This is a genomic window from Flavobacterium sp. AK-301, assembly GCF_058310215.1.
On record NZ_JBZEES010000013.1, the window covers coordinates 16,871 to 42,827 of the forward strand.

Below are 25,957 nucleotides of genomic sequence, written 5' to 3' on the forward strand. Positions count from 1 at the left end.
CAGCTTTTTTATTGTTTTTAAACTTTGATTTATTATGAGAACATTCCAAAAAGGAGATAAAAAATTATTGAATGCCTGGGCGTTTTATGATTGGGCAAATTCAGTTTATGCATTAGTTATTTCTTCTTCTATATTTCCATTGTACTATGGTGCTTTATTCAGAATGAAGGGAATTGATGAGATTCCTCTTTTTGGGTTTTCTGTCAGAAGTGAAGCCCTAATTAGCTATGTTACAGCAGTCGGATTTTTAATTATAGCCTTTATTTCTCCTCTTTTATCTGGTATTGCGGATTATATGGGAAATAAGAAGTGGTTCTTAAAGTTCTTTTGTTATACGGGGGCTTTGTCTTGTATGGGGTTGTACTTTTTTTCGTTAGATTATCTTATATTAAGTTTGCTTTTATACATGATTGCTCTAATCGGTTTTTGGGGAAGTTTAGTGTTTTATAATTCTTATCTGCCGGATATCGCTTATCCGGAACAGCAGGATACTGTCAGTGCAAAAGGATATGGATTAGGATATATTGGCAGTGTGATTTTGTTACTGATTAACCTGTTTATGATTATGAAATTTGAGCTTTTCGGATTTCAGGATTCTTTATCTGCCATGCGGTTTTCTTTTTTGCTGGTTGGATTATGGTGGATGGGTTTTAGTCAGTACAGCTATTATTATTTACCAAATCAGAAAAACGGAAATAAAATCCGGAAGAATATTTTCTTTAATGGGTTCAAAGAGCTGAAAAAGGTTTGGGATCAGTTGAAACTTATTAAAAGCCTGAGACGTTATCTGGCAGCTTTCTTTGTATATAGTATGGCAGTACAAACAGTAATGATTGCAGCAGCTTATTTTGGAGAAAAAGAAATTGACTGGGGAAGTGATGATAAAAGAGTAATGGGATTAATTGTAAGTATCTTATTAATTCAGCTGATTGCGGTTATAGGCGCTTTTCTGACTTCTAAGGCTTCGGCTAAATTCGGAAATATTTATACTCTGATTGCTATTAATATTCTCTGGATAGGGATTTGTGTTTATGCCTTTTTTGTAGAATCTCCAAAAGAATTTTATGTAGCAGCAAGTATGGTAGGGTTAGTAATGGGAGGAATCCAGTCTTTATCTCGTTCTACATATTCTAAGTTATTGCCTGAAACACAAGAGACTACATCTTTTTTTAGTTTTTATGATGTATCAGAGAAAATAGGAATTGTTATAGGAATGTTCTTGTATGGCTATATTGCAGATATTACAGGCAAAATGCAGAATTCTATTCTGTTTCTTGTTGTCTTCTTTGTTTTTGGTGTTTTACTCTTACTGAGAGTACCTAAAAAAGAAATTGCTCTGACTGATAAATAGTGGTCAGAGCAATCATAAAATTGATTTTTATATTTTCTTTGTAAAATAGGGGAGCAGATGTATTTAATTAATTCTTAGGATGGTAACGCCTGTACAGGATTTGAATTTATTTACATAGTCTACTAAAGATTCGTCTTGTACGATCACTTTCATTGCTGTACTATTGCTTGATGCATGAATAAAAGTAGGGGCGGAGTTTTTCGGAATAGTTATGAAACCAAGATGAAAATAATCCAGTCCCTTAACGGTAGTTGCAAACAGCACAATATCTCCATTTTTTAGCTTATGCTGCTGAGCGACCAGATTTTCTTTAGGTATAAACTGATATGATTTTCGTTTTGATATTATGCGTTCAATATCTTGTATTTTTTCCTGCATAGCCAGATCTTCTTTTAATTTAGGATAAGAGTTGGGATGAGAAGACATAAAATCAATTTTTTTATCACTTACTATACCATCCATTTTAGAGCTGATATTTTTGACTAATCTGGTACGATATTCATTTTCATAAGCCCAGTCTGTCATATAATGTAAGCGGGAGCTGTAATCGGTTATGATTCCATTTCTATAGCGGATATTCTGTAGTATTCGGCAATAATTTATAAAAGTGAGATTTTCTGATTGTATGGATTTAACCATAGCTAAACAAGACTCTACAAAGGTGGTACAGTCAAATTCCTGAAGGTTTACTACTAATTGTTCGTTATCTTTATTTTCTAAAGTAGCGTCTTTATAAGGTGTTTCCAGAAAAAAAGAGGCTGTTTTGATAATCAGATCTCCGGTGGAAATATTTTTTTCGTCTTTATATCTGTCAATATAGGACCGATATAATAATGAATCTTTTTTTGTGTAGGAAACAGTTTTTAATAAAGGGTTTGTGGTTCTTATATTAGTATGTGTACAGGAATAAAATATAAAGATTAAAATGAGGTATAACAGATACGATTTTTTGTTCATGGGATTTGATTTTATAAAAAATAATTAGTTACGAATTTAAATTTTGCATTTCTACAGAAATGACGGTTTCGTTTTAATTTTCTTTGAAGTTTCTCCAAAGAAAATTAAAATGCTTATTCTCAGTCTAAAATGATTTGTCTGATAAAAAACATTAAATCCTTTTGGTTTTATGTTTTATTGAAATGAATTGATGAATTATAAATTGTATTTAAAAAAACAAAAATCGTAGTTATTTTAAATTTGTTTACAGAGTTTGTTTATAACTTAACAGAGACAGAATTTCTGTATTGTCTGGTTATTTTCAGTCTGTCAGGAATTATTCAGTCAAATCGATATTTTATAAAAACAAAAAAAAGAGAATTATATTTTATGAAAACAATAATTATATGAAAATTTTTATAATATCCTAAGTAGAGGATATGTTTTTCTATTAAAAAGAAACTATTGTTTTCTGGTTGTAGTAGAATATTAGAATGAAATAGGGTATTATTTAGTTTTACTTTCGATTATTATTTGTTTTAAATTGTCTAGACTTAAAAGTAGTTAGAAAATGAAATTGCCCTAACCGGTAAAATAAAAGTTAGGGCAATTCTTGAATTAATAATTATGCTTTACTGATTTTTCCTGAACCGGATACTTTGGTATCTTCTTTAGCTGGATTTCCTTTGTATTTGATTCCGCCGGAACCGTTTATTCTGGCATTAATAGTTTTAGTTTTTAGTAAGTTTTAAATTTCCATATCGGGATACGATATTCATTGTATTAACACCGCTTTTTTTATAATAACCTTTATAAGTGGTCTGGTTTCTGATTTCATTTTTACTTTGAATTTCTAGATCAGAATTTTGGTTCAGGCTAGAATAGTTCATATTAAAATCAAAATTAAAAGGATAGTTTTCATTATAACCAATGGCAATACCTGTGTAACCGGAAGTTATGTTGATATTTTTTGCTTTAGCTGTAATTTCACTAATTTTTATTTGACTGTAATTAGTCACAACATCTACCTGTTTTGATATTTTTCCGAAATTCAGTGTCAGATAATTACCGGATCCATTGATTTGATCGGCATTATCAATACTGATTTTTCCATAGGCAGATTTATAGACTAAATCTTCACTGTTTTTAATCTTAAGCTGGGTATAATCACTTTTCAAATCTAGTTTATCGGATTTATCCAGTATAAAATCAGAATATTTAGCGTTTATAATTCCTCCTTTGAAATAACCAATAGTTGAACCGGTAGAATATTCCATCAGAATGTTGTTGTTTTCATTCTGTAACTCATTAACGGATAGTCGACCATAACGGCAAATGATATCTGCTTTTCCTGTTAGTTTGTCTACTATAATTCCACCATATTTATTTTCCAGTTTTACACTTCCGTTTTTTGGGATTTTAACGGTATAATTAATTTCTATATTCAGACTGGAGTTCTCATTTCTCAGTCCTTTATCAATAATTGTCTTTGCTGTAACATTACTTTTATAAGCCTCCAGCTGAATATCAATAGCGTCTATTTTGTTGTTTACAGCATCTTCTTTATCACCGCTTACTTTAATGGTAACTTCTATTGCTGTTTTGTTTTCGTCCCAGACAGAGACATATATGTTTCCAAATGTGTTGTTAATATCCATTATAACATCTGAATTAACCAGATAGATTTTTTCTATCTTTTTCTCCCTGATGTATTTACCTTTATTTCCGGTATCAGCAAGTACTAGAGAAGGAACAGTCAGAAGGAGTAAGAGTAAGTTATATGATATTGTTTTCATGTTGCTTGTCTTTTAAATTATTATTTTTCTCAATTTGAAGCAGTACTTCTTCCAGAAAGGATATTCTTGTTTTTAAATTGGTAAGCATAGCATAGATTAGTTGTTTGTTCTCTCCGTTTTTAATGAGCTCTGTTTTAATTTGTTCATAATCATTATCCAGTTTTTGCATTTGTTTTGTTGCGTCTTCTATTATCGTTTTGTTTTCCGGGATATCATATTTTTCTACTTCTTTCAGTTCTTTATTAATTATTGATGTAAAATAAAAATGGGTCTCCTTTACTTGTGGAGAAACATTTGCCCATTCTTCTTTATGAATGGTTTCACTTTTATTTAAATTCAGATATAAACCGATTAAGGCTACTATGGAAGCTGCTATCGATAATGGTAACCAAAAATTAAAAGTTTTTTTCTCTGTTTTCTTTATTTTATTTAAAAAGCGTTCCTGGTGCCCGAGTTGAGGTTCTTTAAAATCCCACTCTTTACCCGGCTGATTAAATAATTGTTCTAAATTGTCTTTTCTTTCTTTCATCTGTCAATTGTATTTATTTTTTAAACTCAGGTTTCTGTAATTATTCTACTGAATTTTAGCTATTTTACTATTATATATTGTCTAGTTTTGCTCTTAATTTGTCTTTTGCTCTGCTTATTGTTGTTCTGCAGTTCATCGGAGTTATTCCCATGATTTGGCTAATCTCTTCTTGATCATATCCTTCTATAAAAAATAACGTCAAAGCAATTCTGTAATTATCTTTTAAAGACTGAATGGTACTTAATATTTGTTGTGCTTTTAAATTATTGTAATCAACAATGGAATGATCTTCTTGTGTGTCTTCAATTTTATATAACATAGGACCTATGTCTTTGGTTACTGTTTTATTGATTTTTTGATAATTATCAATACTTTTATTTATTACTATTTTTTTCAACCATGCTCCAAAAGCAACTTCATTTTTATAAGATTCCAATTTCATAAAAGCATTTAAAAAAGATTCCTGCATAATATCTTCTGCCCAGTGTTCGTCCTTTACAATTCTGTAAGCAGTGTTATACATCGCTTTATAGAATCGGTTGTAGATTTCGAACTGCGCACTCTGATTTCCATTTTTACAGAGGGCAATTAAATTAGTAATATCTTGACTATTTGCGTCCAATAGAATGATTCGGTTTTAATATAGAGACGGACCAAATTTTGAATTGTTACACTTTATTAAAAATAAAAAATAAAAAGTGATATGTAACAGATAGTTATAATTTTAAATGTATGGCATAATCATTGTCTTTATTATGGACTGGAATGATGCTAATTTTATTTCGTTGCTGATTTTCAGTGTGATGATTGCTATTAAGAGAATAAAACTCTTTTTTGGTAATTGACGTTTAATGACAAAATGACTTAAAATAACTATGTCGAATCATAAAATACTTAATATTGACAGTTTGTCACTTCAGGAATTTGATTCAGAGGCAGAATTGATTCCGCTTTTGACACCTGAAGATGAAGAAGAAATGAATAATGAGCAATTACCGGAAGATTTACCTATTTTACCTCTGCGTAATACGGTATTATTTCCGGGTGTTGTAATTCCAATTACAGCAGGAAGGGACAAATCGATAAAACTGATCAACGATGCAAATGTAGCAGGTAAAACGATTGGTGTTGTTGCTCAGAAAGATGAAAATATTGAAGAACCTACGCAGAATGATATTCATAAAGTAGGGACTGTTGCAAGGATTTTGCGTGTTTTAAAAATGCCTGATGGTAATACAACTGTTATTCTTCAGGGTAAAAAACGTTTTGAAATAAATGAGATTACAACAGAGGAACCATATATCAAAGCGACTATTAAAGAGTTTCCGGAGAGTAGACCGGATAAAAATGATGTAGAGTTCAATGCTATTATTGATTCTGTGAAGGAGCTGGCTATTCAGATTATAAAAGAAAGCCCGAATATTCCGACTGAAGCTACATTTGCAATCAAAAATATTGAGAGTAATTCTTTCCTGATCAATTTTGTTTCTTCAAACATGAATCTGACAGTAGAGGAAAAACAGGATTTATTAGCAATAAATGATCTGAAAGAAAGAGCTCTGGAAACATTACGTTATATGAATCTGGATTTACAGAAGCTGGAACTGAGAAATGATATTCAGTCTAAAGTGCGTTTTGATCTGGATCAGCAACAAAAAGAATATTTTCTGCAACAACAGATGAAAACGATTCAGGAAGAACTGGGTGGTGTTTCACATGAGGAAGAGATTGAGGTCATGCGTGAAAATGCTAAAGCTAAAAAGTGGGATGATAAAGTAAAAGATCATTTTGAAAAGGAATTGGCAAAATTACAACGTATGAATCCTCAGGTAGCGGAGTTTTCTATTCAGAGAAATTATTTGGAATTGTTTCTTGAGTTACCGTGGAATAAGTATTCAAAAGACCTTTTCGATTTAAAGCGAGCTCAGAAGATTCTGGATAAAGATCATTTTGGTCTGGATGATGTAAAAAAGAGAATTATAGAATATCTGGCTGTTTTAAAGCTTAGAAATGATATGAAATCGCCTATTCTGTGTTTATATGGACCTCCGGGAGTTGGTAAAACTTCTATTGGTAAATCCATAGCAGAAGCACTGGGCAGAGAATATGTCCGAATTTCATTAGGAGGTTTACGTGACGAAGCTGAGATAAGAGGGCACAGAAAAACATATATTGGGGCTATGCCGGGAAGAATCATTCAGAGTCTAAAAAAAGCAGGAACCTCTAATCCGGTTTTTGTTCTGGATGAGATTGATAAATTATCTTATGGTAATAGCGGTGATCCGTCATCTGCTTTATTAGAAGTTTTGGATCCGGAACAAAACAGCGATTTTTATGATAATTTCTTAGAAATGGGTTATGATTTGTCTAAAGTGATGTTTATTGCTACATCTAATAATATGGCAGATATTCAGCCTGCATTAAGAGACAGAATGGAAATCATAGATATGTCAGGTTATACTATTGAAGAAAAAGTAGAAATAGCACGTCAGCATTTATTACCGAAAGAATTAAAAGAGCATGGGCTGACCGGTAAAGATCTGATAATTGGAAGAAAACAGTTAGAAAAAATTGTTGAAGGTTATACTCGTGAATCCGGAGTGAGAGGGCTGGAAAAGCAACTGGCGAAAATGATTCGAAATGCAGCAAAATCAGTTGCAATGGAAGAGGAGTACAATATAAAAGTAACAGATGAAGATGTTATTAAAGTATTAGGTGCTCCAAGAATGGAAAGAGATAAGTATGAAAATAATGATGTTGCAGGTGTTGTTACGGGGTTAGCCTGGACAAGCGTTGGAGGAGATATTTTATTTATAGAATCTATCCTTTCCGAAGGAAAAGGATTATTAACACTGACAGGGAATCTGGGAACTGTGATGAAGGAATCTGCTACTCTGGCAATGGAATATATAAAATCGAATGCTAAACTTCTTGGAATCAATACGGAGGTTATTACAAAATATAATGTTCACGTTCACGTACCGGAAGGAGCAACTCCAAAAGATGGTCCGAGTGCAGGGATTGCTATGCTAACTTCCTTAGTGTCTTCTTTTACACAAAAGAAGGTAAAGAAAAATTTGGCAATGACAGGAGAGATTACGCTTAGAGGTAAGGTATTACCTGTAGGGGGGATTAAAGAAAAAATCCTTGCAGCAAAAAGAGCAAAAATAAAAGAGATTATTCTGTGTCATGAAAATAAAAGAGATATTGATGAGATCAAACCGGAATATCTTGAGGGGCTAACCTTTCATTATGTCAAAGAAATGAGTGAAGTATTAGCTATTGCTATTACGGATCAAAAACCTAAAAACGCTAAAGTTCTTTAAAAACAGAAATTATTGAGGTTAATTACTGAAAATTCCAAAATCAGAATAGCAGTTTACTGTTGTCCGGGTTTTGGAATTTTTTATATATGGAATTGCAACAATTTTATGGTATCAGAAACATAAAAAAATAATATCTTCGCATTCTATGTTTTATTTGTTATAATGATTAACCTTTACTGATTATTTTGGAAAGAAAAATTACTATTGCGATTGACGGATTTTCCTCTACTGGAAAAAGTACAATTGCAAAACAGCTGGCACAGAAATTAGGATATGCTTATGTGGATACTGGGGCTATGTATCGTGCAGTTGCTTTATTTGCGATGCAAAACGGATTTATTGCTACAGAATATTTTGATAAACAAAAACTCGTTCAGAGATTATCAGAAGTAAATTTACAATTCAAATTCAATCCTTCTTTAGGGTTCTCAGAGATGTATCTTAACGGACAGAATGTCGAAAAAGAGATCAGGACTTTAGAGGTTTCTAATTATGTGAGTAAAGTAGCTGAGGTGTCAGAAGTGCGTTCCAGGTTAGTGGAACAGCAACAGGCAATGGGAGAAAATAAAGGTATTGTAATGGATGGGAGAGATATAGGAACCGTGGTGTTTCCGGAAGCAGAATTAAAGCTGTTTATGGTTTCCAGCCCTGAAACAAGGGCTAAAAGACGATATGATGAACTAAAGTTAAAAGGGCAGGAGGTTTCATATGAAGCCGTTTATAAAAATGTAGTAGAAAGAGATTATATCGATACGCATCGGGAAGATTCTCCTCTGGTTAAGGCAGAAGATGCTATTGAGATTGATAACTCGGATCTGACAAGAGAAGAACAGTTTGATAAAGTTCTGAGTTTGGTAAGAAATATCTTAATCTAAAGTCAGAAAAATAATTATAAAGGGTGTTTTTTTTTAAAAATATTTTGTAATGTCAATTTTAATAGTAGATTTACGTTTCATTATTTTTAGAATTATAAAGTATTAAAGTTTTATGGGAATAAAGAATAGATTGATCTCGATGAGTTTTCTTCAGTTTTTCGTTTGGGGAGCATGGTTGATTACAATTGCAAATTATTGGTTTGGTACAAAACACTGGGAAGGAACACAATTTGGTTTAGTTTTTGGAACTATGGGAATTGCTTCTCTTTTTATGCCCACACTTGCAGGAATTATTGCTGACAGATGGGTTAATGCGGAGAAATTATACGGGATTCTTCATATTCTGTATGCAGCAGTTCTATTTTATCTTCCGCAGGTTTCTTCGCCTTCTACTTTTATTTATGTAATGCTTTTGGCAATGTGTTTTTATATGCCAACAATCTCACTGAGTAATTCTATTTCATATACTGCTTTAAAAATTAATGGAAAAGATGTTATAAAAGATTATCCGCCTATTCGTGTTTTTGGTACGATAGGTTTTATTGTAGCAATGTGGATTACAAATCTGACAGGAAATAAAGCTACAGAATATCAGTTCTATATTGCAGGAATCGCAGCGTTAATTTTAGGGTTCTATGCTTTTACAATGCCGGAATGTAAACCTCAGAAACTGACTAAAGACAATGCTTCATTAATGGAATCTCTGGGTTTAGAAGCTTTTAAGCTATTTGGTAATTATAAAATGGCTTTATTCTTTATTTTTTCTATGTTTTTAGGAGGTGCTTTACAACTAACCAATGCTTATGGTGATGTTTTTCTGGATGAATTTAAACACTTTCCAAAATATGCAGATTCTTTTGTAGTTAAGTATTCTACTATTATAATGTCTGTTTCTCAGGTTTCTGAAACACTTTTTATTCTGGCTATTCCATTCTTCCTGAAACGTTTTGGTATTAAGCGAGTAATGCTGATCAGTATGTTTGCCTGGGTATTACGTTTTGGATTATTTGCTTTCGGAGATCCGGCAAACGGTTTATGGATGATTCTTCTGTCCTGTGTGGTTTACGGAATGGCATTTGATTTTTTCAATATTTCAGGATCATTATTCGTAGAGACTAATGTTAATCCGAAGAATCGTTCTTCTGCACAAGGTCTGTTTATGATGATGACAAATGGTATAGGGGCTATTCTAGGAAGTTTTACTTCCGGATGGGCAATCGATCGCTATTTTACAAAATCATTCAATACTACTACAGAATTATCTTCTTATCTGCATACAGAGCCGGGAAATAAACTGATGTCTCAGTTGGTGGAAGGTCGAGGCGTAACGATTTCTGCTGATGGTCTTTTCAATACTGCAATTATGATGAAAGACTGGCATAATATCTGGTTAGCCTTTGCTACTTATTCTCTTATTATCGCTATTACTTTTGCTATTATGTTCAAACATAAACATAAACCGGAAGATGTTGCAGGAGTAATGGGACATTAAGATAGTTCGATTATTTGATATTAGATATATACGTAGAGGCGCGTTTTAACGCGTCTTTATTATATTACAATATTTGATATTTTAAAAACCTTTGCGTTAATAGGATCGATTTTATTTTCTCTCATCTGCTTATGTGTCCTCTGTTGACGGAGGAAGTCTGTATAATCTTCCTGTACCTGCCACATTATTAAGATCGGTATTGATTTCATCTCCGGGCACCTATACTTTTAAAGTACAATATTCTGCATGGTCAGGTGATCAGGCTGTGAATAAAGTTCCTGATGGTTATAGCGGATATGATGGAGATGAGGAGTCTATGCTTTCTAAAATGATAGTATTGGTTTATAATAATTAAAAGATAAAAACTCAAGAGTTGTAATAGATTAAATTATAACGTGTCAGTCAGAGACGGACTAACATTTTCATAAAATCAGAGATTTTGCAAAGTAACTTCGATAATTCTAAAAATTGAATAATCTAACAATCAAAACCAACTTCAACTTTCTATAAATCAGTTATAAAAATAGTTTAATTGTTTTGCAGATAAAAAAAAAAGCAGTATTTTTGTGCTCCTTTTGGCGAATAAGAGTTTCCATTAGGAATCAACTATTTATGTAAAACACTTCTGTTATTTTCTATCGCATTAAGAAACTCAAGAGAAAATACGGAATACAAATTTTAATCAGCAAATGTCTGAACAATTAAAAACACAAGAAGATTTTTTAGCAAATTTCAACTGGCATAACTTCGAAGAAGGTATCGATGCTGTAGATGAAAAAAATCTAAGAGAATTTGAAGAATTAGTAGATAAAACTTTCGTTTCAACGGACAGTGTAGATGTAGTAGAAGGTACAGTTGTAAGATTAACTGACAGAGAAGCTATCATTGATATCAATGCTAAATCTGAAGGTGTTATCTCATTAAACGAATTCCGTTACAACCCAAATCTTAAAGTAGGTGATAAAGTTGAAGTATTAATTGATATTCGTGAAGACAAATCAGGACAATTAGTTTTATCTCACAGAAAAGCTCGTACAATCAAAGCTTGGGACAGAGTTATCAGTGCTAATGAAACTGGTGAAATCGTTAATGGTTTTGTTAAATGCAGAACTAAAGGTGGTATGATCGTTGACGTATTTGGTATTGAAGCATTCTTACCAGGTTCTCAGATTGATGTTAAGCCTATTAGAGATTACGATCAATATGTTAATAAAACTATGGAATTCAAAGTGGTTAAAATTAATCATGAGTTCAAAAACGTAGTAGTTTCTCATAAAGCTCTTATTGAAGCTGATATTGAGGTACAGAAAAAAGAAATTATCGGTCAATTACAAAAAGGACAGGTATTAGAAGGTGTTGTTAAAAACATTACTTCTTACGGTGTGTTTATTGACTTAGGTGGTGTAGATGGATTAATCCATATTACTGACCTTTCTTGGAGCAGAATCAATCACCCAAGTGAAGTTCTTGAATTAGATCAAAAATTAAATGTTGTTATTCTTGACTTTGATGATGAGAAAACAAGAATCCAATTAGGTCTGAAACAATTGAACGCTCATCCATGGGATGCATTAGATGCTAATCTTAAAATAGGTGATAAAGTTAAAGGTAAAGTTGTCGTTATTGCTGACTACGGTGCATTTATCGAAGTTGCCGAAGGTGTTGAAGGTTTGATCCACGTTTCTGAAATGTCATGGTCAACTCATTTAAGATCTGCTCAGGATTTTGTTAAAGTTGGTGATGTTGTTGAAGCTGTTATCTTAACATTAGACAGAGAAGATCGTAAAATGTCTTTAGGTATCAAACAATTAACTCAGGATCCTTGGACTGATATTACTTCTAAATATCCGGTAGGTTCTAAACATACAGGTATTGTTAGAAACTTTACAAACTTTGGTATTTTTGTTGAATTAGAAGAAGGAATTGATGGATTAATTTACATTTCTGATTTATCTTGGACTAAGAAAATAAAACACCCGTCAGAATTTGTAAATGTAGGTGAAAAACTAGATGTAGTGGTATTAGAATTAGATGTTGAAGGACGTAAATTATCTTTAGGTCACAAACAAACTACTTCTAACCCATGGGACAAATATGAAGATTCATTCGCCGTTGGAACAATCCACTCTGGTGAAATTTCAGAAATTGTTGACAAAGGTGCTACAGTAGAATTCGGTGAAGATATCGTTGCTTTCATTCCTACACGTCATCTTGAAAAAGAAGACGGAAAGAAATTGAAAAAAGGTGATACAGCTGATTTCAAAGTGATTGAATTTAACAAAGAATTCAAAAGAGTTGTAGCTTCTCACACCGCTATCTTTAGAGAAGAAGAAGAGAAAAATGTTAAAACAGCAGAAAATAATAATGCTGCTGCAAATAACAATAACTCTGATAAAACTACTCTAGGTGATATCGATGTATTAGCAGAATTAAAAGAAAGAATGGAAAGAGGAGAAAAATAATCTCTGAAACCACTTTTATATAATGAAAACCTCCAGTTTACTGGAGGTTTTTTTATGCTCTGTTTTTAAAAGTGAAAAGGTTATATTATTATTCAGCTTTTAATTTTATTAGTATAAAAAACGGTTATTATTTTGCTAGTTCGTTCTTTCAGGCTCAGGTTTAAATTTCTTTCTTCTTGGCTTTTTCTTCTTGATTCTTTACTCAGGTTTATTTTTTTGTAAATCATAATAAAACATTAAAGTGAGTTTTATTAAAACAGGAAAGCTTAAAAATATTGCAGTCTATTTTAACCTATCATGTAGTTGCAGGTAAATTAGACAGTGTAGTAATTGCAAAAGCAATTAAAGACAGAAAAGGAGGTAAAGTAATCTGAACTTTAATAAAAAAAGACCTGCATATTTGCAGGTCTTTTTATTGATGTGAATTAATCTGATTATCATCTTAACTGAGCGTTTAGTTGGCTTTCAAAAGTATACTGTAGTTTACTCATGATTTTTTCAACTTGAGTATCTGTCAGTGTTTTTGCATTGTCCTGTAATATAAAGCTGATAGCATATGATTTTTTACCTTCAGGCAGTTTATCTCCTTCATAAACATCAAACAGGATTACGTCTTTTAAAAGAGACTTTTCCGTCTGTTTGGCAAGATTGTAAATGGTCTCAAACTGAACGTTTTCGTCAATCAGTAAAGCTAGATCTCTTTTGACTCCCGGATATTTAGAAATATCAGTGAATTTTATTTTATTGGATAATAATTTTATGATTAATCCCCAGTTGAAATCGGCAAATAAAACTTCTTGTTTAATATCGAAATATTTTAAAATTGGTTTTTTAATAGTTCCTAATTCAACCAGAACATCGTTTCCTTTTACAATAGCAATACCTTCGGCAAAAATATCCGATTTAACGGGTGCTGCCTGTGTACTGTTTAGAAATCCTAATCTTGACAGAATACTGTTGATATAGCCCTTAAAAAGGAAAAAATCAGTTGTTTTAGAGTTGTTCGTCCAGTTTTCTAAATTACGGTTTCCCGTCAGGAATAGAGAAAGGTGTTTCTGCTCTTCGTAACCGGAAGGGAATTTATGATAGCTTTTTCCGAATTCGAAGAATTTTAAATCTGATTTTTTTCTGTTAATGTTGAATGATAATGCTTCTAGTCCGCTGAAAAGTAGCGACTGACGCATTGCTGACAAATCATGACTTAACGGATTTAGCATCATTACATTGAATTCTTTTTTTAACGTTTCAGATAACTGAGTATATTCAGGTGTAGTCAGTGAGTTAGCCATCATTTCATAGAAACCTAAGGCAGTCAGCTGATTTGCGATGATATTCTGTACATTATGATCTTCAGTTCTGGAAGCATACGCTGTAGAGGCATTTAGTTTCTGGGAGAATTTAATATTGTTATACCCATATACTCTCAGTATTTCTTCTATAATATCTATTTCTCTCTGAACATCTACTCTATAAGAAGGAATGATTAGTCCCAGACCAGCGTCAGAAACACTGTTTACTTTCATGTCTAATGATACCAGGATTTTTTTGATTGTTTCTTTTGATAATTCTTCTCCAATAATTTTAGTTACATTATTAAAATTAAGGAATACAGAGAAATCTTCGATCTTTTTCGGGTAGATATCTTCGATGTCAGATGTAATTTCACCCCCAGCCAACTCCTTGATTAAAATGGCAGCTCTTTTGATTGCATATTCTGTAATATTTGGATCAATGCCTCTTTCAAAACGGAAAGAAGCATCTGTATTTAATCCATGTCTTTTTGCACTTTTTCGAATGCTAATCGGATTAAAATAAGCTGCTTCAAGGAAGATTGAATTTGTTGTTTCTGAAATACCGGAATGTTTACCGCCAAAAACTCCTGCGATAGCCATTGGACTATCTTCATTACAAACCATCAAATCTTCCTGATGAAGTGTTCTTTCTACATCATCCAGCGTAGTGAATTTGGTTCCTGCGGGTAATGTTTTTACAACGATTTTATTTCCTTTTATTTTAGCTGCATCAAAAGCGTGTAATGGTTGTCCAAGATCATGTAAAACATAATTGGTTATATCTACAATATTATTTTTTGGAGTAATACCAATAGCTTTTAAACGATTCTGAAGCCATTGAGGGGAAGGAGCCACTTTTATACCGGATATGGTAACACCGGCATATCTTGGGGCTAGTTTGTTATCTTCGACAGAAACATCTATTTTAAGTGTTCTCTTGTCTACTCTAAAGCTACTTACTGATGGCGTAATTAGTTCTGTATTGACATTTTTTTGTGTCATTCCTGCTTTTAGATCGCGGGCAACGCCCCAGTGACTCATCGCATCAGCACGATTCGGCGTAAGACCAATTTCAAAAACTTCATCATTTTCTACGTTGAAAACCCGTGCAGCCGGGGTACCCGGTTTTAGGTCGGCATTTAAGATCATAATACCGTCATGACTTTCTCCTAAACCTAATTCGTCTTCTGCGCAGATCATTCCAAAACTTTCTTCGCCTCTTATCTTTCCTTTCTTAATTTGAAAAGAAGCTCCTTCTTTATCATACAATGTTGTTCCTATAGTGGCAACTGCAACTTTTTGTCCGGCAGCAACGTTAGGAGCGCCACAAACGATCTGAACAGGGGGATTTCCGTCGCCCAGATCAACTGTTGTCAGACTTAATTTATCAGCATTAGGGTGTTGAATACAAGTCATTACCTGACCTACAACGATTCCTTCTAGTCCTCCTTTAACGGATTGAAATCGATCTACGATTTCTACTTCAAGTCCTAAGTCAGTTAGTAAATTAGAGGTTTCTTCTGATGTCCAGTCTGTTTTAATGAATTGTTTTAACCAGTTGTATGATATTTTCATTTGGAATATGTTATATAAAGATTGCAAATATAAGGATTGGTTTTAGTAGTAAAAAATGAAAAAACATTTTTTAAACAAGTACTAAAAAGAATTATTAATTTTTGTCTGTACTTTTAATTTCTTGGTAAGAATAAATACTAATTGATTATAGTAAAATCCTGTTATATCAAGGGTAATGGAGCATTTATTTTTCATAACTAGTCCGTAATGCTCCAATACCCTATGCTAAAGTTAAAAGGAATTTGATTTATTTGTCATTAAAGAGCGAACGTTTAAGGATTACTTTGTTTATTTGCTTTAATAATCAATACACCGTGTTTAGCAGTCAAAGTGACTTTACCTTCTAAATAAAATCCAAAATCTTCAAGCCAACGTCCTGAAATTTTAATATATGGAACAATTTTAGCTCCTTTAGGTAATTCATGACAATTGGCTTCTACTCGTAAAGTTGTTAAGGGTGAAATAGGTGTTTTCATAATATAATAGTGGGGAAGTATGAAAGAAATGAAAATGCCCCATCTATTGAAATGGCGTTAAAAATAGCGAAGGTTTTTGATGTTCCTATGGATTTTTTGTTTGGAGAGGGTAAAAGTGCTTCTTATGACAAAGAAACTGTTAAACGATTGGAAGAGATTCAGGTGCTGGATAAAGAAACGAAAGAAATACTATTCAATATTATTGATACTTTTCTAAGAGATTATAAGGCTAGAAAAGCATACTCTAAATAAATTTAATAAAAGAATAAGCCCAGCAATCTACACTGCCTAAGCGGGCACAAGCAAGAGCTTGCGCTAGCCTTTAGATTTGTAAGGTAGTTTTTTAAAAGAAAAGAACCAATCGAATTGGTTCTTTTATAAAACGTAAAATTTAATCTAATTCAAGTAATCTGTAAGGATAAATATTTGTAGAAACTTTTATTATTTTCATTAAAAAGCTGTCACAGAGGTATTTCCATTCAGACTCTTTAATCTCATAGCTAGGATCAGTATTTTTTCTTATTTTAACATCAATCGTTCGGCTGAAGCCTTCTTTAGGTGAGTTTTCTTTCTTTGTTCCTTTTGATACTTCTACTTCTGTGATTGTTGATTTAAAATGATCCAGAGTAAAAGCTTTTATATCTGCCGCAGTTACAACTCTGCCACGTGTAAGCATTGCATTTCTATAAGACAGAATTTTATCATGATTATTCATTTCTTTTTTACCGGCAAAGGTAGAGGTGATGAGATAGGCAGAGTTTTGTAAGAAATCATTATTGGTGTATAATTTGGTAAAAGGTTTTAGATCATTAGCATCTTCTCCACATGTTCCCCAGTAACTGATGCTTAAAGCTAGGTCTCTTCTGTCTTCCCCCTTTTTCTTAATCATTAAATAAGGAGCGTTAGAAGTTTCAGCGTTACTCTCTTTTATGTTTTGATAAATAGAGGCAAGATGCTGATTTATTGATTTCATACTGTCAATTGAAAAATCTCCTCCTATTCCGGAAAAAGAAGCTACTTCGTCTTTTACCAGAGTTAATAAATAAGATAATAATTCGGCAGCGTTTCTTTCATCAAATCGGGAGATACCTGATCTTCGAATTGTACCACAGCCTTCTTCGAGAATATCATTTGTGAATTCTTTCAGATGATAGGAAATACCGGAATCGGATACCACAGCATCCAGATCCAGAAAATAATCATTTGTTTTTAAAGGAGTATAATAATATGGATTTAAAGCTCTTCCGGTTGTTCTGTATATTTCTTTATTAAAAAAAGGAAAGCAGTTCATTGAAATCTGAATATTATCAATAATATCAGAAACCAATGTTTCAGGGAAAACAAATTTTAGCCAGATCACATCTTTTTCATCTTTAAAAATATCACTTGGAAAATGACCGGATAATTCTTCTATAACTTTATCATTCTGATCTTTAAGAGAGATTGTGTCTTTAATAGTTATGAAGTTGGGCGCAAAAAACTCATTTATTTCGGAGCTGACTTGATCTATATAAGAATAATTTTTCTTTACAATATTTTCAATATCCACTCTTTGGATATCAATGTTAAAGCCTTCTTTTATTTTAACTTCTTTAGTTCCGTAATAACATTTGACCTGTTTGAGGTTATAAAAGAAATAGTCTTTCTGATAGTTGTTTCTGATGTTGAGATAAAACATCAGGTTTTTAAAATCGGTAAAGTTGTTTTTACATTTCAAACCGATCCATACTACTCCCGGGTTAATATGTTTTGTGGCGCTGTTTATATTTGTTTTAGTAAAGTAATTATCAACTCTGTATAATGATTTTTCATAAGCCATGAATTCAATTTTGGCAGCATGGCTGATAAAAGGGGCAGTAGGACCTAAAGATATTTTTTTTATAATGGGATTAGCAGGATCATAGATATTGTTGATCTTTTTATTACAACTTAATAAGTGAGAGTGAAGTGAAAGAGGGTAATTGTTTTCAACAGGTTCGGCATGAACAATTGCTCTTGAAGGATATACTCCTGCAACTGTATCTGGAAATATAATATCTAAAATTCTTTCAATTACCCTTGTCTGAGTATTATTAAATTCACCATATAATTTTTCCAGTTCTGAGGAAACGGCATTTAATAACATTGCAACAATAGGGTCAAAAGAAGTTTCAGGATCAATTTCTTTACTGCCCCATTCCTGAGCGGCTCTTTTCAGGATACGTTCTTTGATTCTGTCTTTATTCATTTTATGGATATGTTTTTTATTTTCTGATTTTTAGATAGTTCAATTTTGGACTATCTAAATAATCTAATAATCATTTAATAGGATAGAGGACCTACAAAGAAAAACCCATGAAAATCGAAAGGTCTGTTCGTTTCTATAATATTCCCCGTTATATGTATGTTGATTCTTTTTTTAGTTCTGTATACTCCTAAAGAATTAATTTTTTGCTCAATAATATTGACTTCTACATCTTTAAGCTTCATTCTTTGTTCATGCATTTTAACGGATGTTTTTAAAGCATCTGTAATTGTTTTTTTTAATGTGGTATCGCTCATAAGGAAATCAAAATCCAGATTCCAGATGTCACACCCAAAAGTTTCATCAAATTTGCACTCTCCAAAATAAGTGGTAGCAACTAAAATGATTTGTTGTGCAATGGAATGTTCAAGAGTGGTTATGTCTAGCTCTTTCTTCTGAGTAATCTGATTAAAATCAATAGGGATCTTTAAAAACATAATAACTAATTTTAGATATATATAATTCTGTTAAGCGTTCCTTTTTTATTAACCTCGATGGTTTTAGGTTGTTTTTTTCGTTTAATGATCTTTAATTCTACAATAGGATTTAGTTTTAAAAACTTTTCCCGATAAAGAATATCTCCTATAAACCGTAGTCCTTTTTGCCCATCAACGACTAAAAACAGTTTATCCGGATTTTGGGAAAGCTCGATTGTAGCAGGATCTCCTGCAAAGAGACGAACTGTTGTATCGTTATTTTTAAAAGAATAACTCAACGTATCATGATTTAGTTTTCTATATCTTGATATGTTATAACTTTCTATTTCCTGGTGTAATGGTTCAAAAGCTATAGTGCTATAGGTATATTTTTTTGATTTAATAAAATCAAAATTTAGAAAAGACCAGAAAGAAGCTTTTGTTTTTTTTTCATCTTTGAGAAGTATTGCATCCCGGGTTACTTCATAGATGTTTTTTTCATCTGTCAGAGAATCTGTAACCAGCATTTTATAAGTGGGAACTTCTATTGATTTAGGTTGTTTTTTATCTGATTTAGGGGTGTTTAGACGTACTAGACCTGATTCTTCTTCTGAAATGTATATTGTAATGGTGTGTTGCTGCAATGCAGAGTCCGTACGGGACATTTCCGTTCCTTCCCCTGCATAAAACGGAGAACCTTTGCAGTCTGTGGTACTTAGTGCTAAGTGTAGTTGAGGAATCGGAGCCATTTATTTTTTTATTTTATATTTTCGAATACATTGTATATTATTACAGATTGTGTTATAATCTGCTTCTTTAATAAGAAAAGTATAGTCTTTATTGAAAGTATGGAATCGCATTGAAACAATTCTATTATTTAGAATGACTTTTCTATCTTTTCGTTTTATTTTTTTTACAAAATTACCATCACAATTAATCAAATACTGATTTTTTAAAGTAACAATGGTTCCGTTTTCAAGATAGAGTTCTATTACATCTCTACTTTTTAAACAGGTATTATTGACTAATAATTTAAAATATAAATAACTTCTTCTTTTTCTTTTCCCGATCTGTAAAGTTCCAAATTCATTTTTATCATTATCTACCTGTAATAAAAGGGGTTCAGCACTGGCAAACTTTTTCTTTTTCAGTAAAAAATTATTTTGTGAGATTCTGTTTTCACACTGATGAATGGAGTCAAATATTGCTTTTTTTCTTTTTCTGTTCTGTGCAGATAATAAACTGGAAACTAGAAAAAAACAAAGAAATATCCATATTTTATTTCGTTGCATAAGTGTCTTAAAATTTAAAAAGAAAGTTCTTAACAAGAAGAACTTTCTTTTGGATTATATGGTTTAATTATGCCTGATCGTAATCTGTATCCCATTCATTACCATCAGTTCCTTTATGTCCGTCCATTTTTATAAGGAAGTTTTTTGCAGGAAAATAAGGTCTCATATGGATATCCAGAAAAATACGATCTTTTTGGATAGGATCTTGTTCAAAACGACGGATCTCAAAATTTTCGATTAATTTATCCGGTCCTGTAATACCATCTAAAAAGCGAACGATTTGTCCCATAATTTCTTTACGAGTTTTGGCAGAGAAGTTTTCAAATGCTCTTCTGTTTAGGAAATCCATCAGAACTTTGGTTACATAATCAAATACACGAACTACAGAATAGGTTTGTAGTCCCAGATTATCTCCATTAAATAATGTTTTTCCGGAGAAAGCCATTACTTTGCCGTATTCATTTACCATTGGAATTAATCCCATGTTTTCAAGATTGGCAATTTCACTTTTCTTAAGGTCAAATTTTACTCCGTCTACTTCATTAATTCCACCAAATTTTTTACCCGCGGTTACTTGTGACATTAAAGTTTGGTATACTTTACCTGCTAAAGCTGCTGATGGAGGAATAAACAGGTCATCTATTTCATCAATGGTTTCAAAACGTCCTCTTCCTACAAGCCAGTTACAGGTAACCATAACGTTAGAACGGTATGCATCTCCACCAGTAAGGTAAGCGGAATCAAACATTTCCATTACATCATCCGGTTCATCTAAATGTTCAAAATCTGTAATCAGCATTACTTTATTCTCATGTGCGATCCTTGCCCATTTTTCCATAACTTTATTAGAGCCTAAATAACCGGGGATTACAAGAATACCATAGTTGTTTTTCAGATCTAATCTGTCATAATTATTTACCAGTTCAGAATGTACTGTATCAATAAAACGAGTATTATCAAGATCTTTTAACTGGTCAATTTCAGCATTTAAAACGGTTACATTTCTTACTTTATCGGCTTCAGTATTTTTATAAAACAAAGCAACTGTTCTGTAGTTCGTTTCCAGTTCTCTTGTTGCTTCTACAGCAACGCTCAGATTTTTCAGAAGTAATCTTTCAGCCTCTTTTGTTTTGTCTTCGGAGACAGCAACCATATCGGTTAAAGAGTTATTCTTTTTTAAAATATCAGCCCATAACTGAAGCGTCTTTTTTAAAGTTTCTCTTTCTTTTCCTTTTCCTTTTTCTGTCAGGAAGATTTTTCTTCTTGCCTTTCTTTCCGGGTTAATATTCTGAACTCCTTCTATGGACATTTCTAAAAGATCGAAACCACCGTACTTTTCAAGTCTGGTAATACTTTTTTCAATAGATGTTCCTTTTGGAGCAGTTAATACAGCTGTATCTGCATTAAGCACTTCTAATTGTTCTTTTTTTGACATTTCTTTCTATTGTTAGGTTTTATTCTGTTATTTCTAATTCATTTATAAGAGCCTCGATGGATTCTATAAGTGCTTTTTTTGCATCAGCATCGTCTAATGCTGCTTTTAGAATTTTGTTGGTTTTAAGTTGTTTGATAATTTTAGAATACTGATCTTTTTCTGTTTCCAGATCAGTTAAGAAAGGGCTTTGTTCTGTGATTCCTTTAATACCAAAATCGCCAAGATTTTTGAATTTTAAAGTTTCATTTTTTGTAGCTCCTTCAGCATTTTCAAATCCGATTTTTATTTCAGGTTTGAAATGTTCAAATACTTGTTCTACAGTATTTAATCCTTCTACAAGTTCCGGTTTAATAGGGGTTGTAGCAGATAATTTCTGAGCGATTAATGTTCTGTTTTGAGGAATTTCGATGATGCCTTCATTAGCATCTAATTTTACTTCATTTCCTCCTATTCCATAGTTTGACAACATAATTTGTAAAAGTTTAATTGATTAGTACTGATTTTTTGTTTTTAATTAACAATTAATAGTATTTTTATTAAAAAATACTAAAATAATTGTAATTGTTTAATGTTGTTTTTATTATATACCATCTGTCTCAAATAGGCTTTAACATTGGGATTGTTATTTACAGTAGTTTAATTTGGGGTGGTTTTAAACCGACTGTTCTATTTTTTATTCCAGATAATAGTATTATTTGTATTTAATATAATCTCAATTGAATCTCCTTCTTTGAACTCTTCTGCAATTAATTTTTTAGCAAGAGGTCTTCTTAGTTCATTTCTTATAATTCCTTTTAAAGGACGTGCTCCGTACTTCATATTATAGCCGTTCTCAGCCAGATATTCTTTTACTTCCTGAGAGATGTTAACTTCAATATTCAGGTTTTTTGCTAAATCTGAAAAATCTTTTTTAAGGTGAACTTCCAGTATTTTGATTGCATTTCCTTTAGAGATAGGGGCAAACGGTATAATTTCTGTAATTCTGCCTAAAAATTCAGGTCGGAAATTACGGGACATGATTTCCAGTAACTGATTAGATTTAGGAATAACTCCGTTAGAGAAAGATTCTACAATGAAATCAGCTCCGATATTAGAGGTGAATAATACTATTGAATTAGAAAAATCTCCTTCTTTACCTAATCTGTCATGTAATTTCCCTTCATCCATTATCTGAAGAAAAACATCAAATACGGAACTATGTGCTTTTTCTATCTCATCAAAAAGAACAATAGAGTAGGGTTTTTGCCTAATTTTATTTACTAATAAACCTCCTTCTTCGTATCCTACATATCCTGGAGGGGCTCCATAAAGAAGAGCAGCGGAATGTTCTTCTTTAAATTCAGACATGTCAAAACGGATAATTGCATTTTCATCCTGAAACAGAAAAGAGGCCAGTGTTTTTGCTAATTCTGTTTTTCCTGTTCCGGTAGGTCCCAGGAAGAAAAAAGAACCGATAGGCTGACCGGCTTTGCTTAACCCTGAGCGAGATTCTAAAATGGCTTCCGATACAATTTCAATAGCATGATCTTGTCCTATAACTCTTTCCTGAAGAATGGTTTCCATGTCATTCAGTCTTTGTTTTTCCTCTTCTTGTAGTTTTCCAATCGGAATACCTGTTTTATTTGAAATAATCAATGCAAGATCCAGCGGGGCAATACAGGCTCTTTTTTCCAATGCAATTTTCTCAAGAACAGGAAGTAGTTTCAGTATATAATCCAGAATAATTCCGGATTCTTCCAGTGAAGGAGCTTCTTGTACTGTCTTTTCCTGAGCAAGAGTGTTTAAGTAAGAGGTTTTATGTGACAGATCATTAAATAGCCATTTGCTTTCAGTTAATAATTCTTTTTCTGATAATTCATTTGGATTTAAAAGTAGCTCCTTTGTCTTTTCAGTTATCTGTTCCTTTTCTTTCAGAAATTTCTCTCCCGCTGTTTTTAAAACGGACATAGTGTGATCTATCAGGTTTATAGCGGATTCAGGAAGAGATTTCTCTTTTAAATATCTTTTGGATAAACGAATAGATTCCCAGATAGAATCATCATCGATAAATATCTTGTGATGTTTTTTTAGTTTATCAACGTTCAGGCGAATCATTCTGAAAGTACTTTCATCATCTATTTCTTCTACTTTCTGAATTTCAAACATGGTGGCAAGACCCTGATCTTTTTCGATTCTTTTGGTAAATTCTTCAATGGTTGAAGTTGCAATTATAGTTAATCCTTTTGTAAGTTCACTTTTGATTATATTGGAAGCACCTGAGTCATTTCCCTGTTTGTCTAAAAGGGTGTGAATTTCTTCAATTATCAGAATAGCTTTATTGAGTGCTCTTATTTCTTGAAAAATATTCTTCAGGCGATCTTCAATTTCTCCTTTGTAAGAAGCACCTGCTATAAGAGCACTGATGTCCAATTCATAAACTTTTGTGTCTAGTAGCAGATCAGGAACCTGTTTATTGATGATATTCTGAACAAAGCCATTGATAAGAGTACTTTTTCCTATTCCATGATCTCCTATTAAAAGTACATTTGGCTTTGATAATCTGCAAAGTGTGTCTATAATCGAATTAATTTCAAGTTCACGTGCTATTGCTATCGGTTCTGTATTGTTCTTTAATTCTTTGTTTTTATTAGTACAGTATTTACTTAAAAAAGTATTTTTCTTATTTGTCGGAGTCGAAGTAGAGGATATGTTCGTTTCTGTTTCTAGTTCTTCATTTAATAATTCATTTCTTGAAACCGGAAATGCTTTTAACTGATCGAAAGAAAAACCAACGCCCGGCGTGCTTAAAGCAGTCATTACAGAATATAGGTCAATTTCATTCAGATTATTTATGTCTCTGATCGCATCTGCTTCATCAATAATTTTATCAATAATTTCATCTGGTGTTGCTGAAAAAACATTAGCGGATTTAGGTAGCTCTTCTATACGTACTTCTGCCCATTCTAAAAGATAGAAAACGTCGATACCGTTACTTTCTAGCTGTTTCAGCAAAGAAAGATCCCTGTTTAAAATAGCTTTTAATAAATGAGCTCCGGAATAATATTTATGATTATTCTCCTTTGCTATTTTTTGTGCTATTTCAAAAGCTTTATTTAGCTCTTCATTATATGTTATAGGCGATGTTTCCATATCTTAATCATTTAAAATTCAATATTTAAAAATATATTGAATAAACTAAATCATTCATTTTAAACAGTTTTAATTTATCAATCTCTGCTCCAGCCAACTATTCTCTTTACTTTGTAATTAATTGAAACTCCTTTCACACAGTTTTGTTTGTCTTTACTTAGTCTGAGGGAAGTAATCTTTATTTTTTTGCCTGAGAGCGCTTTGCATAGCTCTGTAAAGGTTAGAATTTCCTTTCCGTTTTTAACAACTGGAAGATCATAATCATCACAAATATATTTTGCAAAATCTTCTTTTGTTTTACTCTGATTAGCAACATTTTGCAGTAAAAGATTGAATTGTTCTTCGGATATTAAAGGAGCTTTTTTTACCGGAGGTATTGAATCATTTTTCTTTAGTGATTTTGGCGCAACGGGTAAATATTGCAACATATCTACCAATGGATCTTTTTTAGGGCTTCCTAATGGTAAATTAAAGGCTTCAACAGGAAGTTCCGGGTTGTAAGATTCTAAATTTAATTTACGAACTTTAGTTATTCTTTTAGGTCCCACATATATGGTTTTGGTTGCAATATGAGTATAATCCCCATTAATTAACAATGTTACCTTTTTTACACCAATGGTATTGTAAGTAAATGTCGGAGACTTGGTCAGAGCATCTAATCCGGGTGTTTCTCCAAAACTCCATTCCCATGTCTCAGCACCTGGAAATTCACAATTGAACCGGATTGGCTTTCCTTGCATAACTGCTTCCGGAGCTAATATTACAGGGATTTTTGATTGGTCAATAAGTTGGGAATTATCAATCTTAATCACTTTTTCCTGTGTGCAATGTCCATTAATAATCAGTTTCACTTTATAGGTTCCGGCTTTTTTATATTGATGAAAAGTATGTCTTCTGGTATCTATTGGTGATTTGTCGCCAAAATCCCATTCCCATTTTTTAGCGCCAGAAGTCTGATCTTCGTATTCAATAGTCGAACCTACAGAAAAATGTTTTGAGGTAATAAAATATCTTGAGTCATCACAATCTACATGATTAAAAAACTGATATCCTAAGAGCAGTAAGCCAAAAATTGCAATAGATAAAAATGCTAATAGAATTTTTTTATCAAATTTAGTTGATATGATTTTCTTCATAATTGTAAAAACTTCTTTCCAAATAAAACGGTATTGTATAGGTGGCAAATATAAATTATAAAATTTTAAAAAACCAAAATATTATTAAATAAAATGTGATTTTTGTTAAAGTTATTTGTTTTTAATTTTTTTTAAAAAAAAGTAAGCTATAAATC

Annotated in this window: 21 protein-coding genes; 7 read left to right on the top strand and 14 right to left on the bottom strand. The window is 32.2% G+C overall.

Features of this window, described 5'->3' with window-relative positions; genetic code table 11:
• The first annotated feature begins 34 nt into the window (after positions 1-34).
• The gene (locus AC4FQX_RS13505; protein WP_491168242.1) at positions 35-1,351 is read left to right on the top strand and encodes an MFS transporter; all 1,317 of its coding nucleotides are present in this window, start codon (positions 35-37) and stop codon (positions 1,349-1,351) included.
• Positions 1,352-1,414: 63 nt separating this feature from the next.
• Here the strand turns inward: AC4FQX_RS13505 and AC4FQX_RS13510 are convergent, their stop codons facing one another.
• The 4 genes from AC4FQX_RS13510 to AC4FQX_RS13525 all read right to left on the bottom strand — a co-directional run bounded on the left by AC4FQX_RS13510 (position 1,415) and on the right by AC4FQX_RS13525 (position 5,234).
• Positions 1,415-2,308 carry an N-acetylmuramoyl-L-alanine amidase-like domain-containing protein gene (locus AC4FQX_RS13510; protein ID WP_491168243.1) on the bottom strand — a complete coding sequence of 298 codons (894 nt, stop codon included), beginning with the start codon at positions 2,306-2,308 and terminating at the stop codon, positions 1,415-1,417.
• 710 nt (positions 2,309-3,018) lie between these two features.
• Positions 3,019-4,083, bottom strand: a complete 1,065-nt coding sequence (locus AC4FQX_RS13515) for a hypothetical protein (protein WP_491168244.1) — start codon at positions 4,081-4,083, stop codon at positions 3,019-3,021.
• Positions 4,064-4,612, bottom strand: coding sequence for an anti-sigma factor (locus AC4FQX_RS13520; RefSeq protein WP_491168245.1), 549 nt, complete (start codon positions 4,610-4,612; stop codon positions 4,064-4,066). The genes AC4FQX_RS13515 and AC4FQX_RS13520 overlap by 20 nt, the downstream gene beginning before the upstream one ends.
• A 70-nt stretch (positions 4,613-4,682) precedes the next feature.
• Complete coding sequence (locus tag AC4FQX_RS13525) at positions 4,683-5,234, bottom strand: RNA polymerase sigma factor (RefSeq protein ID WP_491168246.1); 552 nt, start codon at positions 5,232-5,234, stop codon at positions 4,683-4,685.
• A gap of 253 nt (positions 5,235-5,487) precedes the next feature.
• Here AC4FQX_RS13525 and lon point away from each other — a divergent pair, with 253 nt between their 5' ends.
• The 5 genes from lon to rpsA all read left to right on the top strand — a co-directional run bounded on the left by lon (position 5,488) and on the right by rpsA (position 12,767).
• Positions 5,488-7,938, top strand: a complete 2,451-nt coding sequence (gene lon / locus AC4FQX_RS13530; RefSeq protein WP_491168247.1) for an endopeptidase La — start codon at positions 5,488-5,490, stop codon at positions 7,936-7,938.
• Positions 7,939-8,123: 185 nt separating this feature from the next.
• Positions 8,124-8,813 (top strand): (d)CMP kinase, encoded by a 690-nt coding sequence (gene cmk / locus AC4FQX_RS13535; RefSeq protein WP_491168248.1) that lies wholly within the window; start codon positions 8,124-8,126, stop codon positions 8,811-8,813.
• A 112-nt stretch (positions 8,814-8,925) separates the two neighbouring features.
• On the top strand, positions 8,926-10,305 hold the full coding sequence (locus AC4FQX_RS13540; RefSeq protein ID WP_491168249.1) for a nucleoside permease: 1,380 nt from the start codon (positions 8,926-8,928) through the stop codon (positions 10,303-10,305).
• Positions 10,306-10,438: 133 nt separating this feature from the next.
• Positions 10,439-10,660: a hypothetical protein gene (locus tag AC4FQX_RS13545; RefSeq protein WP_491168250.1), complete on the top strand. Its 222-nt coding sequence runs from the start codon at positions 10,439-10,441 to the stop codon at positions 10,658-10,660.
• Between the two features lie 334 nt (positions 10,661-10,994).
• Positions 10,995-12,767 (top strand): 30S ribosomal protein S1, encoded by a 1,773-nt coding sequence (gene rpsA / locus AC4FQX_RS13550; protein WP_491168251.1) that lies wholly within the window; start codon positions 10,995-10,997, stop codon positions 12,765-12,767.
• Positions 12,768-13,204: 437 nt separating this feature from the next.
• Here the strand turns inward: rpsA and pheT are convergent, their stop codons facing one another.
• Positions 13,205-15,661 carry a phenylalanine--tRNA ligase subunit beta gene (gene pheT, locus AC4FQX_RS13555; protein ID WP_491168252.1) on the bottom strand — a complete coding sequence of 819 codons (2,457 nt, stop codon included), beginning with the start codon at positions 15,659-15,661 and terminating at the stop codon, positions 13,205-13,207.
• 245 nt (positions 15,662-15,906) lie between these two features.
• Positions 15,907-16,110 (bottom strand): SymE family type I addiction module toxin, encoded by a 204-nt coding sequence (locus AC4FQX_RS13560; RefSeq protein ID WP_491168253.1) that lies wholly within the window; start codon positions 16,108-16,110, stop codon positions 15,907-15,909.
• A 9-nt stretch (positions 16,111-16,119) separates the two neighbouring features.
• Here AC4FQX_RS13560 and AC4FQX_RS13565 point away from each other — a divergent pair, with 9 nt between their 5' ends.
• Positions 16,120-16,362: a helix-turn-helix domain-containing protein gene (locus tag AC4FQX_RS13565; RefSeq protein ID WP_491168254.1), complete on the top strand. Its 243-nt coding sequence runs from the start codon at positions 16,120-16,122 to the stop codon at positions 16,360-16,362.
• Positions 16,363-16,501: 139 nt separating this feature from the next.
• Here the strand turns inward: AC4FQX_RS13565 and AC4FQX_RS13570 are convergent, their stop codons facing one another.
• The 8 genes from AC4FQX_RS13570 to AC4FQX_RS13605 all read right to left on the bottom strand — a co-directional run bounded on the left by AC4FQX_RS13570 (position 16,502) and on the right by AC4FQX_RS13605 (position 25,802).
• Entirely contained in the window at positions 16,502-18,337 is a 1,836-nt protein-coding gene (locus AC4FQX_RS13570; protein WP_491168255.1) for a type VI secretion system baseplate subunit TssF, read from the bottom strand.
• Positions 18,338-18,411: 74 nt separating this feature from the next.
• Positions 18,412-18,831 (bottom strand): GPW/gp25 family protein, encoded by a 420-nt coding sequence (locus AC4FQX_RS13575; RefSeq protein WP_491168256.1) that lies wholly within the window; start codon positions 18,829-18,831, stop codon positions 18,412-18,414.
• 11 nt (positions 18,832-18,842) lie between these two features.
• On the bottom strand, positions 18,843-19,559 hold the full coding sequence (locus tag AC4FQX_RS13580; protein ID WP_491168257.1) for a hypothetical protein: 717 nt from the start codon (positions 19,557-19,559) through the stop codon (positions 18,843-18,845).
• Positions 19,560-20,102 (bottom strand): hypothetical protein, encoded by a 543-nt coding sequence (locus AC4FQX_RS13585; protein ID WP_491168258.1) that lies wholly within the window; start codon positions 20,100-20,102, stop codon positions 19,560-19,562. It abuts the gene before it with no gap.
• A gap of 67 nt (positions 20,103-20,169) precedes the next feature.
• Positions 20,170-21,537 carry a DUF5458 family protein gene (locus tag AC4FQX_RS13590; protein ID WP_491168259.1) on the bottom strand — a complete coding sequence of 456 codons (1,368 nt, stop codon included), beginning with the start codon at positions 21,535-21,537 and terminating at the stop codon, positions 20,170-20,172.
• A 19-nt stretch (positions 21,538-21,556) separates the two neighbouring features.
• Positions 21,557-22,006, bottom strand: a complete 450-nt coding sequence (locus AC4FQX_RS13595; protein WP_491168260.1) for a hypothetical protein — start codon at positions 22,004-22,006, stop codon at positions 21,557-21,559.
• Between the two features lie 197 nt (positions 22,007-22,203).
• Positions 22,204-24,666 carry an AAA family ATPase gene (locus AC4FQX_RS13600; RefSeq protein WP_491168261.1) on the bottom strand — a complete coding sequence of 821 codons (2,463 nt, stop codon included), beginning with the start codon at positions 24,664-24,666 and terminating at the stop codon, positions 22,204-22,206.
• 77 nt (positions 24,667-24,743) lie between these two features.
• A complete protein-coding gene (locus AC4FQX_RS13605) occupies positions 24,744-25,802 on the bottom strand; it encodes a PKD domain-containing protein (RefSeq protein WP_491168262.1) in 1,059 nt (352 codons plus the stop codon).
• Positions 25,803-25,957 lie beyond the last annotated feature (155 nt).